The sequence below is a fragment of the Neisseria sp. P0007.S010 genome (assembly GCF_051962875.1).
In the GTDB taxonomy this organism is placed as follows: Bacteria; Pseudomonadota; Gammaproteobacteria; order Burkholderiales; family Neisseriaceae; genus Neisseria; species Neisseria subflava_A.
This window is the reverse complement of sequence record NZ_JBQCUX010000006.1, coordinates 105,420-121,671: the sequence shown is the minus strand read 5'-3', so window position 1 is coordinate 121,671 and position 16,252 is coordinate 105,420. Positions and strand designations below refer to the sequence as shown.

Here is a 16,252-nt window from a genome sequence, read left to right as displayed (position 1 = left end):
GCGGTTTAAAACAAATATACAAAGGCGGCATAAATGCTGATAACAGCGATCAGGCTGTCCACACGGTCGAACACGCCGCCGTGTCCCGGCAACAGATTGCTGCTGTCTTTGATACCTGCCGCACGTTTGAGCCAACTTTCCAGCAAATCGCCGCACACGCTGACAACGGTCAGAATCAAGCCGATCAAAATAGTTTTTAACCAACCGGCTTCAAAAGCCAGCCAACCGGCTTTCCATACGATGGTCATGTACACGGCAACGCATAATGCGCCGCCGATCGCACCTTCCCAGCTTTTACCCGGACTAATGGTCGGCGCAATTTTGCGCTTGCCAAACGATTTGCCGCAGAAATATGCACCAATATCGGCCACCCACACCAAACCCATAATCGCCAATAAAGACAGCGCGTCTTCAGGCTGAGGGCGCAGGTAAACCAGTGCGAACCAAAACGGCATCACCAACAACCAACCGACCGTGTAAGCCTGCCAGCCACCGTTTAGCTTCCATTTCGCTTTCAGCCACCAAGGCATGACAATCAGCCAAAACGCTAATACGACACACCAAACCAAATTGGGCAGCTGCCAACCGCCGGCATAGGCAATCACACCAAACACCAGCGTTGAAGCCAAATAATGATTGATTTTCAGCTTGTCCAAGCCGCTCATGCGGGCATATTCCCACAAAACCAACATGGCAATCAGGCCGCAAAACGCCGCCCACAGCCACATAGGTGCATAAAACAGCATACCCAGCATCAGCGGCAAGAGCCACAGCGCCGTTAAAATCCGTTGTCTCAACATAATTCTCAACCCCGTTGCTGCTCAAGCGGCAGCTGTTCGGAAGTCCGCCCGAAGCGGCGTTCCCGTTTTTGGAACGAAGCAATCGCCTCGTTCAGCGATTTCTCATTAAAATCAGGCCACAGCGTATCCGTAAAATACAATTCCGCATACGCCATCTGCCACAGCAGGAAATTACTGATGCGCGTCTCGCCGCCGGTTCGGATAAACAAATCCGGCTCGGGTGCATCGCCCAACATCAAATAGCGCGACAACGCCTCTTCCGTAATCTCAGTTACACCCTCGGCAATCAACTGATTTGCCGCCTGCAAAATATCCCAGCGGCCGCCATAATCGGCGGCAATGCTCAAAGTCAAGCCGGTATTGTTTGCCGTCAACGTCTCTGCCGCCTCAATCCCCTTCAGGATCTCAGCATTAAACCGCTCACGGCTGCCGATGACTCTCAAGCGCATATTGTTATCGTGCAAACGGCGCACCTGCTTTTGCAAAGCCTGCAAAAACAGCCCCATCAGAAAAGAAACCTCTTCCTCGGGGCGTCGCCAGTTTTCAGTCGAAAAAGCAAACACGGTCAAATACCGCACACCCAGTTCAGCACAATGCTTCACCATGTTCTCCAGCGCATCCAAGCCGCGCTTATGCCCCATCACACGGGGAAGAAAACGCTTCTTTGCCCAACGTCCGTTGCCGTCCATAATCACAGCAATATGTCGGGGGATGGCAGAGTGTTCCAAAATCGTCTGCGTACTGCTTTTCATGTCTGCCTTTCAGGGAGCAAACCGTCCAAAGGCCGTCTGAACGGTTTGCACACAGGATTAAATCGCCATCAAATCTTCTTCTTTGGCAGCCAAGAGCTTGTCTGCCTCAGCAATATATTTGTCGGTCAACTTCTGAACCGCTTCCTCGCCACGGCGGGCTTCATCTTCAGAAATTTCTTTGTCTTTCAACAATTTCTTGATATGGTCGTTTGCATCACGGCGCACATTGCGGATAGAAACACGGCCTTCTTCCGCCTCGCCGCGTACCACTTTGATCAAATCTTTACGGCGTTCCTCAGTCAACATAGGCATAGGGACACGAATCAAATCACCGACAGAAGCAGGGTTCAGGCCCAAGTTGGAATCACGAATCGCTTTCTCGACTTTTGCAGCCATATTGCTCTCGAACGGTTTCACACCGATCGTACGCGCATCCAAAAGCGTTACGTTTGCCACTTGGCTCACAGGCACCATGCTGCCCCAGTATTCCACTTCCACTTGGTCGAGCAGGCCGGTATGCGCACGGCCGGTACGCACTTTAGCCAAGTTTTCTTTCAACACTTCCAGAGAACGCTGCATTTTGCCTTCAGCTGTCTTTTGAATATCATTAATCATCTTATACTTTCAATTTCATAGGAATAAAACAGGATTAACCGAGAATAGTACCGTTAAACCGCCCCCACGACAAGGCTTTACGCCCCAACAGCCTTGTTTTCTAACCGATATTTAACATCAAACAAAATAAAGGCCGTCTGAAAATCTTTCAGACGGCCTTTTCCTTATTCAAATCCTACTCTCTATTCCGCTCATTCCAAAAGTAACGCCATACGAAGCATGGGAAGGCAAAAATCAGGTAGAGGCAGACAACGGTCGCATAAAACTCCCAATCTTGGGCATGTACGGCTCCGGCGCGCGATTCGAGGATATAGGCGAGAATCGCGGTAAGAAGGAAGCCTGCCAACAATTCGATCAAGTGATGGCCGATGTGTTTGCGTTTCAGGGCGATGATGCCGAAGAATTTGGTGGTAATAAATGGTGCGTTGGCAAAGATAAGTGCCAACAGCAAAAGAATGTACATGGATGCGGTCATGATGGTCTTTCTGTTTTCAGACGGCCTGCGTGTGATTTTAACATGTTAAATGGGCATTCTTGCCCATCATTATCCGTGGGATATTCAATATCTTGATGATACCTGCTTGATGATTGTTCAAAGGCTTGAGGCCGTCTGAACTTTGGGTATATTTCATCCGAATGCGAATCCTAACAAAAACGGCGACTTTGGAACAGCCGCCGTTGGTTTTGTTTGAAGCTTACAAGGTATTTTCCAATGCTTTGGCACACCAGTCGATAACGGTTTGCGGCATGATACCCCAGAGGAGCAGCAGGAAGGCATTGACCGTCAGGACAAATTTGGCGGCATAGTTACTGCCGACTGGCTGGTCATGATCAGGCGCATCGAAGTAGATGACTTTGACCACGCGCAGGTAGTAGAACGCGCCAATCAGCGACATGATGACGGCAAATACGGACAACCAAACATGGCCTTGCTTCAAGAGCGCCATAATCACGCCGAATTTGGCGTAGAAGCCCATCAGCGGCGGAATACCCGCCATGGAGAACATAGACAGCAACATCAGGAAGGCGAACCATGCATGGCGGTGGTTAAGGCCTGCGAGGTCTTTGATGTTTTCACATTCAATGTCTTTGGTAGACAATACCATCAAAACACCGAAGCTGACTGCCGCCATCACAGCATAGGTAATGGCGTAATACAAACCTGCGGTAAAGCCGACCGCGCCTGCCATAAACGCCAACAGGATAAAGCCCATGTGCGATACGGTGGAATAGGCAAGCATACGTTTGATATTGGTTTGCATAATGGCAGCAAGGTTACCGACCACCAAAGAAGCAACGGCAAGAATGGCCAACATCGGCGCCCAGTCTGAATGTATGGTACCCATGCCGGTAACAAGGATACGGAATGCAAAGACAACGGCAGCGATTTTCGGAGCCGTACCCACAAAGGCGGTAACAGAGGTCGGCGCACCATCGTACACATCGGGCACCCACATATGGAATGGAACCGCACCCAATTTAAATGCAATGGCGACTACAATAAACACCATACCCAATTTCAACAACCACTCGTTGGCCTGCTCATTGAAAGCAGAAGCCAAGACGGAAGCAAAATCAAGAGAACCGGTGGCGCCGTAAACCATGGAAATACCATAGAGCAGCAAACCGGAGGCCAATGCGCCCAATACAAAGTATTTCAGCGCAGCCTCGGCAGAGCGGCCGGAATCGCGGCGCAGGGCAATCATGGCGTACAGCGATAAAGACAACAATTCCAAACCGATATACGCGGTCAAGAAATGTGCCGAGCTGACCATGACGCTCATACCCAACAGGGCAAACAGCGACAGGGTGTAAAACTCGCCTTTAAAAATTTGGCGGTCTTGGTTGTACGGTTTACTGTAAATAAACAGACCAAACGTCAGCGCATACAGCACCAGTTTTGCCAAACGGGACATGCCGTCTGCAATATACATACCGTGAAAAGCATCGACACTGCCCTGCTCCCATACCGCCAATTGGGTAATAGCCACAATAATGACCGTTCCCAAACTCATCAGATGGGTCAGATAGCGGTTTTTATCGCAAATCCACAAGTCTGCCAGCAATACGACACCCAATAGCGCAAGCAACACGATTTCGGGCATGGCGGGCATTAAATTCAAATCAGACCAGTTCATTTACACACCTCAAATCTTGCTTTGTGCCACATGGGCAATCAAATCGTTTGCCGCTTGATGCACCACTTCGATAAACGCTTGCGGATACAGACCCATGCCCAATACAGCAACCGCCAAAATCGCCAAAATCGCAAATTCGCGGCAATTGATGTCTTTCATTTCGGCAACGTGCGGATTATGGATCGCACCAAAAATAACGCGTTTGTACATCCACAGGGTATAAGACGCACCGTAAATCAGGGTCATGGCAGCCAACGCACCTACCCAGAAATTCACTTTAACCGCGCCCATAATCACCATAAACTCGCCCACGAAGCCAGAAGTCGCAGGCAAACCGGCATTGGCCATACCGAACAACATCATAAACGCCGCAAACTTAGGCATCACATTGACCACGCCGCCATAATCGGCAATATTGCGGGTATGCAGGCGGTCGTACATCACGCCGATACACATAAACATGGCGGCAGACACAAAACCGTGGGAAATCATTTGAATGATTGCGCCTTTCAATGCCCAGTCATTCAATTGGCCATTTACAAACAGGAACATGCCCAAAGTGACAAAACCCATATGGCTGATGGAAGAGTATGCCACCAGTTTTTTCATATCGGTTTGCACCAAAGCCACCATACCGATATAAATCACGGCAATCAGGCTCAATACGATGATCACAGGGGCAAAATAGCGTGCAGCATCCGGCATAATCGGCAGGATAAAGCGCAAGAAACCATACGCACCCAGTTTCAGCGTAATTGCCGCTAACACCATCGAACCGCCGGTCGGCGCTTCAACGTGGGCATCCGGCAACCAAGTGTGCACAGGGAACATCGGCACTTTTACGGCAAATGACAGGAAGAACGCCACAAACAAAAGCTGTTGTACGCCCAACGGAATCTGTTTGATGTTTTGGAAATCGACAATAGAGAAGCTGCCTGTTTGATAGTACAGGTAAACCATGGCAACCAGCATCAAGAGTGAACCCATCAGCGTATAGAGGAACAGCTTGACCGACGCATAGACGCGGCGCGGGCCGCCCCATACACCGATAATCAGGTACAACGGAATCAGCATACCCTCAAAGAACACATAAAACAGAATCGCATCCTGAGCGGCAAACGCGCCGTTAATCAAACCCGACATCATCAGGAAAGCGGCCATATACTGCGCCGGACGTTTCTGAATGACTTCCCAACCGGCCAATACCACCAACAGCGTAATAAACGCATTCAAGATGATAAAGAGCACTGAAATACCGTCCACGCCCAATGCGTAGTTGATTTTCAGAAGCGGAATCCACTCGTGGAACTCGGTAAACTGATAGCTGCCGCTCAAACGGTCGAAACCGGTAAACAGGGGCAGCGTTACCAAGAAACCGGCAAGCGCACCCATGAAGGCAAGCACACGCGCCAGCGGCGCACGGCTGTCTTTACCGGTAGCCAAAACCAGCACACCTGCGGCGATGGGTATCCATATTGCCAAGCTGAGTAGGTAGTTGGAAAACATAGTGGTTAACCTGTGGTTAAAATAAAAAATATAGTTGTATGGGTTGGTTTCCAGACGACATTTTAGGAGGCCGTCTGAAAAAGATTGTGTATTTTGTGTACGGCAAAATCAAGAAAAATGTATATCTGCCGTCATTCTCTTATTCTGTTGCTGTCTCAAACCTTCTTTTCAGACGGCCTCAAACACTGTCCTCTTTCTCAATCACCAAAATCCGCGCTTCGCCGCACGGATGGGCAACGTGCTCCGTGCCGATTCCTGCGTAGAAGATATCTCCGCTCTTCAAACGAACGATGTGTTCTTCGCCGTTTTCTCGGTAGTGCATATTAACTTCGCCATCCATCACAGCAAACACTTCCTCGCCGTCGTTGATGTGCCATTTGTAGGGCTGGTTCGTCCAGTGCAGGCGCACGGTGATGCCGTTCATATTGGCGATGTCGAGTGCGCCCCATGCGCGGGAAGCGGTAAATTCAGCGGAACAGATGGTTTGCGTGTCCGACATGGTTTTTTCTCGCCTCTATATTTCAGACGGCCTCTTTCCTATTTTTCTTGTCAAAACCGTTATCCGAAGATTTTGACTACGCTCCGTCGGTACGGTTGGTGTCCATCTCAAGTTTAATGAACGCATCAATCATGCTGCGCCAAACTGCTTCTGCTACTTCGGGCGACAAACCGGCCTTTTCGGTATAAGCGCGGCGAGAGGCAATCACTTGAGCCGCCCGTTCGGGCGCGGAAACCGCCTGCACATCGTTTTTAGGTTTCAGACGACCAGCCTGCCGTACCAATTTCTGCCGGCGGGCGAGTAATTCGATTAATCCCTTATCCAAACCGTCGATGGCTTCGCGGACTTCGTCCAGGGTTTGCGGTAATTTGTCTTCAATCATTATTGTTGCTCAAATTTTCTTTTTCAGACGGCCCTATACACAAACTATAAACAGGCCGTCTGAAATCCCGCTTTTATCGAAACAATCCCCAGAAGGTCATGCCGAGCAGTACCAATACGCCGAATACCATAGCGGCGGCGTAGGTGTAGATAAAGCCGGTTTGGGCTTTACGCACTTGCGCGGCAATCGCGCCGACCAGTTTGGCGGAGCCGTTGACGATACCGTTGTCGATAATGGCGGTATCGCCGACTTTCCAGAAGAAGTTGCCCAACGCGCGCGTGCCTTTGGCAAAGACGTTGAAATACAGGGCGTCGAGGTAGTATTTGTTTTCAAACAAAACGTAAATCGGACGGAATGTCTGTGCAATTTTCGCAGGCAGGTGCGGCAGTTTGACGTACAAAAGCCATGCGCTCAATACACCTGCAATAGCGAGGTAGAGTACAGGCGAATGCAGGCTGTGAGACACCATTGCCAATGCGCCGTGGAACTCTTCCTTCATGATGTGCATAGTTGGATGCGCATCGGTATTGACGAAAATCACGTCTTTGAAGAAATCGCCGTAAAGCATAGGCTCGATGGCAACATAGCCGATGATGACGGACGGAATGGCAAGCAAAATCAAAGGCAGGGTAACAACCAGCGGGCTTTCGTGCGGATTGTCGTTTTTGCCCAAGCCGTGATGTTCTTCACCATGATGATCGTCATGATGCTCAGGCAGACTGCGCCATTTCTCTTCACCATGGAACACCATAAAGTATTGGCGGAATGCGTAGAACGCAGTAACAAACACGCTGGCGAGGACGGCAAAATAGGCAAAGCCGCTGCCCGGCAGGGTGCTGTATTTCGCCGCTTCGATAATCGAATCTTTGGAATAGAAGCCGGAGAAGAACGGCGTACCGATCAGCGACAAGTTACCGATCAACATGGTCAGCCAAGTAATCGGCATGTATTTTTTCAGGTTACCCATATGGCGCATGTCTTGGTCGTGGTGCATACCGATAATCGCGCTACCTGCGGCCAAGAACAACAAGGCTTTAAAGAAAGCGTGGGTCATCACATGGAACATCGCCACGGAATAGGCAGACGCGCCCAAAGCCACGGTCATGTAGCCCAGTTGCGACAGGGTGGAATACGCAACCACACGTTTGATGTCGTTTTGAATCACGCCCAAGAAACCCATAAACAAGGCGGTAATCGCACCGATTACCATGATGACAGACAGCGCAGTGCTGCTCATCTCATAAATCGGCGACATACGCGATACCATGAACAGACCGGCGGTAACCATGGTTGCGGCATGAATCAATGCAGAAATCGGAGTCGGGCCTTCCATCGAATCAGGCAGCCAGACATGCAGTGGGAATTGTGCCGATTTACCCATCGCACCGACAAACAGGAGCAAACAGGTTACGGTAATCAAAGACCATTCCACACCGGGGAACAGTTGGATAGTGGCCGTCTGAACATTAGGCAGATAAGCGAATACATCTTGATAGCGCAAGCTACCGCCGAAATAGGCAAGCACCAAGCCGATACCGAGCAAAAAGCCGAAGTCGCCGACACGGTTGATCAAAAAGGCTTTCAGGTTGGCAAATGTTGCGCTTGGACGTTTGAAATAGAAACCGATCAAGAGATACGACACCAAGCCCACAGCCTCCCAGCCGAAGAAGAGCTGGATGAAGTTGTTGCTCATAATCAGCATCAACATGCTGAAAGTAAACAAAGAAATATAGCTGAAGAAGCGTTGGTAGCCGACTTTTTCATCATGCATATAGCCGATGGTGTAGATATGCACCATCAACGACACGCCCGTTACCACGACCATCATCATCGCCGTCATCGTATCGACCAAGAAGCCGACGGAGAAATCCAAACCTCCCATTGTCAGCCAGGTATAGACGTTCTCGTCAAACTTGGCACGGCTGCCGTCGATAAAGCCCCACAGCACATAAGCCGACAGCACGGCGGACACCGCCACGCCGAGTATCGTAACCGTATGCGCGCCGGCACGTCCGATTTTATTGCCGAACAAACCCGCAATCAGCGAGCCTGCCAAAGGCACAAGGGCAATTACCAAATATAAAGTCATGTCGTTCATGATTACCCTTTCAACTCATCCAAATCGGCAACGTTGATTGTTTTTCTGTTACGGTACACCAATACCATAATCGCCAAACCGATGGCAGATTCGGCAGCAGCAACGGTCAGTACGAAAAATACGAAAATCTGTCCGGCAGTATCGCCCAAATGTTGCGAGAAGGCGATAAAGTTGAAGTTTACCGCCAAAAGCATCAGCTCGATGGACATCAACAATACCAGCACGTTTTTGCGGTTCATAAAGATGCCCATCGCGCTGATACCGAACAGGAGCGCGCCCAATACCAAATAATGCGTCAAGGTAATCATGCTTTGCCCTCCTCTTTCGGCTTGAGGTCGTCTGAAACTTCGTTTTCTTCCGCAGATTCGGTTTGTGGTTTCACGGCTTCCATTTTCACCAGACGCATACGGCCTTTATCGGCACGTACTTTAACTTGGTCGGCAGGATCCATGCGTTTCGGATTGGTAGTTTTACGGTGAACCAGCGCAATCGCGGCCACCATACCCAACAGCAGCAATACCGCCGCCAATTCAAACGGCAACAGGTAGTCGGTATAAATACGGCTGCCCAAATCGCGGATATTGTTGTAATCGGCCGGAATGTCTTTCATCAGACCAAATGCGGCCAGGTCGGTTTTCGGGTTGACCAGAATCAGAATCAGGGCAACTGCCAACAATGTGCCGACCACACCGGCAACAGGCGCATGACGCCAGAAACCGGCGCGCATTTCCTCAATGTCGATGTTCAACATCATCACGACGAACAGGAACAACACCATCACGGCGCCGACGTAAACCACCACCAGCGTCACGCCCAAGAATTCGGCCTGCATCAGCATCCAAAGCATCGCGCTCACGCAGAAGGTCAGCACCAGATGCAAAGCGGCGTGCACGGGGTTTTTAGCGGTAACGGTACGAACCGCACCGTATAAAACGATGGCGGCAAGAATATAGAACAGAATCGCGGAAAAAGTCATTCGTCTGCTCCTTAACGATACGGCGCGTCAGCGGCTTTGCGTTTGGCGATTTCAGCTTCGTATTTGTCGCCGATTGCCAAAAGAATCGGCTTGGTCATGTGCAAGTCGCCTTTTTTCTCGCCGTGGTATTCAAAAATATGGGTTTCCACAATCGCATCGGTCGGGCAGGCCTCTTCGCAGAAACCGCAGAAGATGCACTTGGTCAGGTCGATGTCGTAACGCTTGGTGCGGCGTGTGCCGTCTTCGCGTTCTTCCGATTCGATGTTAATCGCCATTGCCGGACAAACTGCCTCGCACAATTTACACGCAATACAGCGCTCTTCGCCGTTCGGATAACGGCGTTGCGCGTGCAGGCCGCGGAAACGCACGGATTGCGGCGTTTTTTCTTCGGGGAAGTAAATCGTGTCTTTGCGGGCGAAGAAGTTTTTGAGCGTTACGCCCATGCCTTTCACCAATTCGCCCAGCAGGAAGGTTTTTACTAAATTAGCCATTTTCGGATGCTCTTTTCGGATTGTTCTGTTTACAGGCCGTCTGAAAGCGGTTTTTTTAACCTGCCGCGCCCACCATTTCTAAAAACTCGGCTTCGGTCAGCTTCGGGGTATCGTTGGCCAAGTCATAATACGGAGCTTTGCAATCAATAAAGATTTGTGAGGTAGTTTCAAAGCCCGCGTTGTCGGCAAACAGCCCGGCGTTGATGTAATAATCGTTGCCAACCTGCACAAACAGGTGTGTGCCGCAGTGTTTGCAAAAACAGCGTTGCGCCCATTCGGACGACTGATAATGCGCGATGTGCTCGCTGCCTGTGATTTCGGGCGACCGGGCGGCCAAAGTAAAAGACGCGCCGCTGCCCCATGTGCGGCATTTCCCGCAATGGCAGGCGTGGAGTTCGCGGTTTTCGGCGGTTTCCAGTGATACTGCGCCGCACAGGCATTGAGCTTTCATCGGTTTCTCTCGGTTTGAAACGGTTAAAAATTTGGGGTTCAGGCTACCTGAAAACTTTCAGACGGGCTCCCTGCCCTATTTCCACAAATTCAGCGGTGAAATCATCCACACGCCCAAAATCACGATGTAGGCGAAGCCGATCGGAATCAGCACTTTCCAGCCCAAGCGCATGATTTGGTCGTAACGGTAGCGTGGGAAAGTTGCACGGATCCAAAGATACCAGTACAGAACCGCCGCCATTTTCACGAACATCCAGAATGCGGAAGGCGTACCGATAAAGCCCCAGCTTTGCGGGAACGGAGACAACCAGCCGCCGAGGAACATCAGCGATGTCAGCGCGGCAATCAGAATCATGAAAATGTATTCGGCAAGGAAGAACAGCGCGAATGCGAAGCCGGAGTATTCAACGTGGTGACCGGCAACGATTTCAGATTCGCCCTCTGCTACGTCAAACGGTGCGCGGTTGGTTTCGGCAACGGCGGAAATCAGATAGACGATGAAGATTGGGAAGAGCGGCAGCCAGTTCCACGAGAACACGGAACCGCCCGCGATGCCTTTTGCCTGTGCGGCAACGATGTCGGAGAAGTTCATGCTGCCCGATACCATCACGACGCACACCAGCGCGGCACTCATGGCAATCTCGTAGGAAATGCTTTGTGCGGAAGCGCGCATTGCGCCCAAGAACGAATATTTGGAGTTGGAAGCCCAGCCCGCGATGATCACGCCATAAACCGACAGCGAGGTAATCATCAGGATGTACAAAAGGCCGATATTGATGTTGGTCAACACCCATTCTTCGTTGAACGGAATCACTGCCCACGCCGCGAAAGACGGGGCAAGCGACATAATCGGGCCGATGTAGAACAGGGCTTTGTTTGACAGCTTCGGACGGGTTACCTCTTTAAACAAGAGTTTAAACACGTCGGCAAACGGCTGAATCAGACCCCACGGGCCGGTTACGTTCGGGCCGACGCGAAGCTGCATAAAGCCGATGACTTTACGCTCGAAATACGTCAGGTAGGCAACGGTCAGAATCAGCGGAATCAGGATAATCACGATTTTGACGATGACGGATACCACCAAACCTACGGTGATACCCAAATCGCCCAGACCGAGCGTTGCGGCAAAGAGGTTTTGGAACCATTCTTGCATGATCAAGCTCCCGCCAGTTCAATAGTGTCCATCAACGCACCCAGCGCGGCATTTTCGGTATGCAGCGGCAGATGCACCACGTTTTCAGGCAAACCGGCATCGGCTTTGACAGCAACCGATACGCTTGCGCCGTTTTGTTTGGCGATAGCAGTTTGTCCGTCTTGCAGGCCTAAGCGCGCCAAAGTGTTCGGATTCACACGCGCGGCAGGCACGGCGGCATGGCTGGTTTCTTGCAACGGTGCGGAACGGCGCACGATAGAATCAGTGTGATAAATACCGACGCCGCCGACACGGACGAGACGATCTGAGGCCGTCTGAACGCCCTCCTCTGTCCATGTGCTGCGGTTGTCCAGTTTAGACGGCAGGCTTTCTGCATCCAGCGCATCTTTCAGAATCGCAGCGGTATCGTGGTATTCAAAACCTTTCAGGTCAAACAGGTTGCCCAATACGCGCAACACTTTCCACATCGGACGCGAATCGCCGAAGCCTTGTACCACGCCGTGGAAAGATTGCAGACGGCCTTCCATATTGATGAAGCTGCCTGATGTTTCGGTAAACGGCGCAATCGGCAACAATACGTCGCACACGTCCAGCAGCGTTTCGCTGACAAACGGTGTAAACGCCATCACGCTTTTCGCCTGTTTCAACGCGGCTACGGCTTTTGTACCGTCCGCCGTATCAATTTCCGGCTCGACGTTGAGCAGCAAGACTGCCTGTTTCGGTGCGCTTGCCATTTCGGCAACGCTCTCGCCAGAGTTCACACCTAATACGTCCGCACCAACGCTGTTGGCGGCTTGTGGCAAAATGCCCAGCACTGCGCCGGTCGCGTCTGCCAGCTCTTGCGCGGCGGCATAAATGGCGGCGTAATCAGGATGGTTTTGCACTTCCGCGCCCAAAATAACCGCTGCTTTTTCAGCGTTTTTCAGGCTGGCGGTAACGGCATGTTCCGCATTGGCAGACAGTTTTTTCAGACGGCCTGCCCACTCGTCGGGATGTGCGGCTTCCTGAGACAGGAGCGGCATAAACAATTCTTCTTTACTGCTGGCCAATACGCTCAAGGCCATACGGTCTTTGGCGGCGCGGCGCAGGCGGGCAGTCAGGAGCGGCTGTTCTTTGCGCAAGTTCGCGCCGACTACCAATACGGAATCGTTGTCAGCCAAAGATTCGATACTTTGTCCCAACCATTGCGCACCTTTAAGGCCGTCTGAAAGACGTTTGTCTTGTTGGCGCAAACGGGTGGCAAAGTTTTTAACACCCAAGCCGTCGGCGAGTTTTTTCGCCAGATACAGCTCTTCAACCGTATTCATCGGATTGGCCCAAACGCCAACTTGGTTTTGGTTGCCGTCTTTGGCGATACATTCAATCGCGCTGCGGACATATTCCAACGCGGTTTTCCAATCCACGTCCATCCACTCGCCGCCCTGTTTGATTTTCGGGTTTTTCAGACGGCTTTCGTGATACAGGCCTTCGTAGGCAAAACGGTCGCGGTCGGACAGCCAGCATTCGTTAATCGCTTCATTTTCCAACGGCAATACGCGGCGGACGGTATGGTCTTTGGTTTGTACAATCAGATTGCTGCCCAAAGCATCATGGGCGGAAACGGATTTGCGGCGGTTTAGCTCCCAAGTACGCGCGTTGAAGCGGAACGGTTTGCTGGTCAATGCGCCGACAGGACACAAATCGATGACGTTGCCTGACAATTCGGTTTCCACCGCTTTGCCGATAAAAGGCATGATCTCGGAATGTTCGCCGCGGTTGGCCATAGCGATTTCTTGCACGCCGGCGATTTCTTCAGTGAAACGAACGCAACGGGTACAGTGGATACAACGGCTCATTTCCTCGGCGGAAACCAAAGGCCCCATGTCCTTGCCGACGACGGAACGTTTTTCTTCAGTATAACGGCTGGTGGTTTTGCCGTAGCCCATCGCCAAATCCTGCAACTGGCATTCGCCGCCTTGGTCGCAGGTCGGACAGTCAAGCGGATGGTTGATGAGCAAGAACTCCATCACGCCTTCTTGAGCCTCTCGGGCTTTTGCCGAATGCGTACGCACAATCATGCCGTCTGTAACCGGCGTGGCACAGGCGGGCAGGGGTTTGGGGGCTTTTTCCACGTCCACCAAACACATACGGCAGTTGGCGGCGATGGAAAGTTTTTTGTGGTAACAGAAATGCGGGATATAAGTACCGAGCTTGTGCGCGGCTTCAATCACCGTCGCGCCCTGCTCCACAGATACCTGTTTGCCGTCGATTTCGATTTGTAACATGGTTCGTTCCTAGTTACGTGTATTTAATAAATAATTCTTTTAGAGGCCGTCTGAAAAACTTAGCACCACTTATTCGGTTTCATCGGTCCGCCGTGTTCGATGTAATGCACAAACTCATCACGGAAATGCTTGGTAAAGCTGCGGACAGGGAAGACGGCGGCATCGGCAAGGGCGCAGATGGTGCGGCCTGCCATTTGGTTACCGACAGAATCCAGCAAATCCAAGTCTTCCATGCGGCCTTTGCCTTCTACGATGCGGTGGACGATGCGGTAAAGCCAGCCCGTACCTTCACGACAAGGCGTACATTGGCCGCAAGACTCGTCGTAGTAGAAGTAGCTCAGGCGCTCAAGGGCTTTCACCATGCACACGTCTTCGTCCATGACGATAATCGCGCCGGAACCCAGCATCGAGCCGGCTTTGGAAATCGAGTCATAGTCCATATTGGTCTGCATCATGATATCGGCAGGCAAAACTGGCGCGGACGAACCGCCGGGAATAACGGCCTTGAGTTTTTTACCGCCGCGCATACCGCCCGCCATTTTCAGGACTTCGGCAAACGGTGTACCCAATGGCACTTCATAGTTGCCCGGACGCTCGACATGACCGGAAATACAGAACAATTTGGTACCGCCTGCATTCGGAATACCTTTATCGGCAAATGCCTGTCCGCCGTCACGGATAATGAAGGGGACGGAGGAGAACGTTTCGGTATTGTTGATGGTGGTCGGTTTGCCGTACAGGCCGAACGAAGCAGGGAATGGCGGCTTAAAGCGCGGCTGGCCTTTTTTGCCTTCCAGCGATTCGAGCAATGCGGTTTCTTCGCCGCAAATATATGCGCCGTAGCCGTGGTGGGCGAAGAGTTCAAATTCAAAATCCGAACCCAAAATATTTTTACCCAAAAAGCCTGCGGCACGCGCCTGCTCCAAAGCGGCTTCAAAACGTTGGTAGCCTTCGAAAATTTCGCCGTGGATGTAGTTGTAGCCGGCTTTCGCACCCATCGCGTAACCGGCAATAATCATGCCTTCAATCAGGGCATGAGGATTGAACATGATGATGTCGCGGTCTTTAAATGTACCCGGCTCGCCTTCGTCGGTGTTACAAACCACATATTTTTCGCCCGGGAAGGAACGGGGCATAAAGCTCCATTTTAAACCGGTCGGGAAACCCGCACCGCCACGACCGCGCAAGCCAGAGGTTTTGACTTCGTCAATCACATCGGTTTGCGAGATGTTTTCGGACAGGATTTTACGCAGGGCGGTATAACCGCCACGTTTGACGTATTCGTCCAATGTCCAGCAATCGGGATTGGCGGTATCCACTTGGTCAAAAATCACGCCTGATTGGTAAATAGCCATTTTTGGTGTGCCTGTTCGTTTTCGTATAAGTTGCAGCCGTTGTTTCAGACGGCCTAATATACTTTTGTATATCGATTACATGCCGACTAAATAAAAATATTGGTTTATAAAATTGATATTTCAGACGACCTTGTGTTTCGTTTTCATGGTTGTAGACCTAGCCTGCTTTGCTGAAGTATTACCATCCACCGCATTTATCTTCACATGGAATACCATCACCATCACCATCCATTTTGGTATCAGAACAATTCTGTAAAAACCATTTGGCCTCTTCGCATGACACCATCTGAGAACAATATTGCCTGCCATCACAACGATATTTATTACTATTGCTTTTTTTAGCTTGTATCGCAGCTGGATCATTAAGCTCTACTGGTGCATTAGTTTGTTTAGGGACTAATTTTGCTGCAGCGAATTGATATATCTGATAACCAATTAACCCGAAAAGTGCCAACCCTACCAATTTCGTCAATATGGAAGACGACGTATCTAAGGCAAAAAATGATTTTTTCTTTGCCCTCGAACGATGGTTATGATTCCGCTTAAAATCTCTTGCCTCACGACTCAAGTAACGAATCTGTTTAGCAACGTTTTTTCCTTTTCCGTTAGAAGATACTTCAAAGCCAACCACCTCATTAAGTTCAGGACGTGGACTTCTTTGGAAAAAGTCAGAAATATGGCAGAAAATTTCTTGTTTACTACCATCTATCCGTATAAAACCATAACCTTTTTCATCATCCCACTTAACAATTATCCCTTTCATTAACCGCTTC

General features: G+C 50.7%; 17 protein-coding genes. All 17 read right to left on the bottom strand.

Translation table 11 applies throughout. The features are described 5' to 3' along the window. Positions 1-5: 5 nt before the first annotated feature. Complete coding sequence (locus tag ACTHR7_RS06175; protein ID WP_440370523.1) at positions 6-800, bottom strand: phosphatidate cytidylyltransferase; 795 nt, start codon at positions 798-800, stop codon at positions 6-8. A gap of 5 nt (positions 801-805) precedes the next feature. Beyond that, positions 806-1,552 carry an isoprenyl transferase gene (locus ACTHR7_RS06170; RefSeq protein WP_070646487.1) on the bottom strand — a complete coding sequence of 249 codons (747 nt, stop codon included), beginning with the start codon at positions 1,550-1,552 and terminating at the stop codon, positions 806-808. Positions 1,553-1,609: 57 nt separating this feature from the next. After that, positions 1,610-2,167 (bottom strand): ribosome recycling factor, encoded by a 558-nt coding sequence (frr, locus tag ACTHR7_RS06165; protein ID WP_063068560.1) that lies wholly within the window; start codon positions 2,165-2,167, stop codon positions 1,610-1,612. A 175-nt stretch (positions 2,168-2,342) separates the two neighbouring features. Continuing rightward, positions 2,343-2,642: a DUF2818 family protein gene (locus ACTHR7_RS06160; RefSeq protein ID WP_003686671.1), complete on the bottom strand. Its 300-nt coding sequence runs from the start codon at positions 2,640-2,642 to the stop codon at positions 2,343-2,345. Between the two features lie 220 nt (positions 2,643-2,862). After that, the gene (nuoN, locus tag ACTHR7_RS06155; protein WP_440370522.1) at positions 2,863-4,305 is read right to left on the bottom strand and encodes an NADH-quinone oxidoreductase subunit NuoN; all 1,443 of its coding nucleotides are present in this window, start codon (positions 4,303-4,305) and stop codon (positions 2,863-2,865) included. Between the two features lie 9 nt (positions 4,306-4,314). After that, positions 4,315-5,811 (bottom strand): NADH-quinone oxidoreductase subunit M, encoded by a 1,497-nt coding sequence (locus ACTHR7_RS06150; protein ID WP_440370521.1) that lies wholly within the window; start codon positions 5,809-5,811, stop codon positions 4,315-4,317. Between the two features lie 178 nt (positions 5,812-5,989). Then, positions 5,990-6,310 carry a cupin gene (locus tag ACTHR7_RS06145; protein WP_440370520.1) on the bottom strand — a complete coding sequence of 107 codons (321 nt, stop codon included), beginning with the start codon at positions 6,308-6,310 and terminating at the stop codon, positions 5,990-5,992. A gap of 76 nt (positions 6,311-6,386) precedes the next feature. Then, a complete protein-coding gene (locus ACTHR7_RS06140; protein ID WP_440370519.1) occupies positions 6,387-6,692 on the bottom strand; it encodes a chorismate mutase in 306 nt (101 codons plus the stop codon). A gap of 73 nt (positions 6,693-6,765) precedes the next feature. Continuing rightward, positions 6,766-8,790 carry an NADH-quinone oxidoreductase subunit L gene (gene nuoL, locus ACTHR7_RS06135; RefSeq protein WP_440370518.1) on the bottom strand — a complete coding sequence of 675 codons (2,025 nt, stop codon included), beginning with the start codon at positions 8,788-8,790 and terminating at the stop codon, positions 6,766-6,768. A 2-nt stretch (positions 8,791-8,792) separates the two neighbouring features. Further along, the gene (gene nuoK / locus ACTHR7_RS06130) at positions 8,793-9,098 is read right to left on the bottom strand and encodes an NADH-quinone oxidoreductase subunit NuoK (protein ID WP_003759427.1); all 306 of its coding nucleotides are present in this window, start codon (positions 9,096-9,098) and stop codon (positions 8,793-8,795) included. Further along, positions 9,095-9,766, bottom strand: coding sequence for an NADH-quinone oxidoreductase subunit J (locus tag ACTHR7_RS06125; protein ID WP_070584414.1), 672 nt, complete (start codon positions 9,764-9,766; stop codon positions 9,095-9,097). Before ACTHR7_RS06125 ends, nuoK begins: the two co-directional genes overlap by 4 nt. Positions 9,767-9,777: 11 nt before the next feature. Continuing rightward, positions 9,778-10,257: an NADH-quinone oxidoreductase subunit NuoI gene (nuoI, locus tag ACTHR7_RS06120; protein ID WP_002216341.1), complete on the bottom strand. Its 480-nt coding sequence runs from the start codon at positions 10,255-10,257 to the stop codon at positions 9,778-9,780. Positions 10,258-10,312: 55 nt separating this feature from the next. Then, positions 10,313-10,708: a GFA family protein gene (locus tag ACTHR7_RS06115; RefSeq protein ID WP_003676990.1), complete on the bottom strand. Its 396-nt coding sequence runs from the start codon at positions 10,706-10,708 to the stop codon at positions 10,313-10,315. A gap of 75 nt (positions 10,709-10,783) precedes the next feature. Next, positions 10,784-11,860 (bottom strand): NADH-quinone oxidoreductase subunit NuoH, encoded by a 1,077-nt coding sequence (nuoH, locus tag ACTHR7_RS06110; RefSeq protein ID WP_002216340.1) that lies wholly within the window; start codon positions 11,858-11,860, stop codon positions 10,784-10,786. A gap of 2 nt (positions 11,861-11,862) precedes the next feature. Then, complete coding sequence (gene nuoG / locus ACTHR7_RS06105) at positions 11,863-14,124, bottom strand: NADH-quinone oxidoreductase subunit NuoG (protein ID WP_107868229.1); 2,262 nt, start codon at positions 14,122-14,124, stop codon at positions 11,863-11,865. Between the two features lie 59 nt (positions 14,125-14,183). Next, positions 14,184-15,479: an NADH-quinone oxidoreductase subunit NuoF gene (gene nuoF / locus ACTHR7_RS06100; protein ID WP_003686543.1), complete on the bottom strand. Its 1,296-nt coding sequence runs from the start codon at positions 15,477-15,479 to the stop codon at positions 14,184-14,186. Between the two features lie 178 nt (positions 15,480-15,657). Continuing rightward, on the bottom strand, positions 15,658-16,242 hold the full coding sequence (locus ACTHR7_RS06095; RefSeq protein ID WP_070461036.1) for an excalibur calcium-binding domain-containing protein: 585 nt from the start codon (positions 16,240-16,242) through the stop codon (positions 15,658-15,660). Between the last annotated feature and the right edge of the window lie 10 nt (positions 16,243-16,252).

Bases quoted from the DNA above. Each gene is read 5' to 3' on its own strand.
- nuoL (WP_440370518.1), bottom strand. From the start codon at position 8,790: ATGAACGACATGACTTTATATTTGGTAATTGCCCTTGTGCCTTTGGCA.
- nuoF (WP_003686543.1), bottom strand. From the start codon at position 15,479: ATGGCTATTTACCAATCAGGCGTGATTTTTGACCAAGTGGATACCGCC.
- ACTHR7_RS06125 (WP_070584414.1), bottom strand. From the start codon at position 9,766: ATGACTTTTTCCGCGATTCTGTTCTATATTCTTGCCGCCATCGTTTTA.
- ACTHR7_RS06170 (WP_070646487.1), bottom strand. From the start codon at position 1,552: ATGAAAAGCAGTACGCAGACGATTTTGGAACACTCTGCCATCCCCCGA.
- nuoN (WP_440370522.1), bottom strand. From the start codon at position 4,305: ATGAACTGGTCTGATTTGAATTTAATGCCCGCCATGCCCGAAATCGTG.
- ACTHR7_RS06145 (WP_440370520.1), bottom strand. From the start codon at position 6,310: ATGTCGGACACGCAAACCATCTGTTCCGCTGAATTTACCGCTTCCCGC.
- nuoG (WP_107868229.1), bottom strand. From the start codon at position 14,124: ATGTTACAAATCGAAATCGACGGCAAACAGGTATCTGTGGAGCAGGGC.
- ACTHR7_RS06115 (WP_003676990.1), bottom strand. From the start codon at position 10,708: ATGAAAGCTCAATGCCTGTGCGGCGCAGTATCACTGGAAACCGCCGAA.
- ACTHR7_RS06095 (WP_070461036.1), bottom strand. From the start codon at position 16,242: ATGAAAGGGATAATTGTTAAGTGGGATGATGAAAAAGGTTATGGTTTT.
- ACTHR7_RS06160 (WP_003686671.1), bottom strand. From the start codon at position 2,642: ATGACCGCATCCATGTACATTCTTTTGCTGTTGGCACTTATCTTTGCC.
- nuoK (WP_003759427.1), bottom strand. From the start codon at position 9,098: ATGATTACCTTGACGCATTATTTGGTATTGGGCGCGCTCCTGTTCGGT.
- ACTHR7_RS06150 (WP_440370521.1), bottom strand. From the start codon at position 5,811: ATGTTTTCCAACTACCTACTCAGCTTGGCAATATGGATACCCATCGCC.
- ACTHR7_RS06175 (WP_440370523.1), bottom strand. From the start codon at position 800: ATGTTGAGACAACGGATTTTAACGGCGCTGTGGCTCTTGCCGCTGATG.
- ACTHR7_RS06140 (WP_440370519.1), bottom strand. From the start codon at position 6,692: ATGATTGAAGACAAATTACCGCAAACCCTGGACGAAGTCCGCGAAGCC.
- nuoI (WP_002216341.1), bottom strand. From the start codon at position 10,257: ATGGCTAATTTAGTAAAAACCTTCCTGCTGGGCGAATTGGTGAAAGGC.
- nuoH (WP_002216340.1), bottom strand. From the start codon at position 11,860: ATGCAAGAATGGTTCCAAAACCTCTTTGCCGCAACGCTCGGTCTGGGC.
- frr (WP_063068560.1), bottom strand. From the start codon at position 2,167: ATGATTAATGATATTCAAAAGACAGCTGAAGGCAAAATGCAGCGTTCT.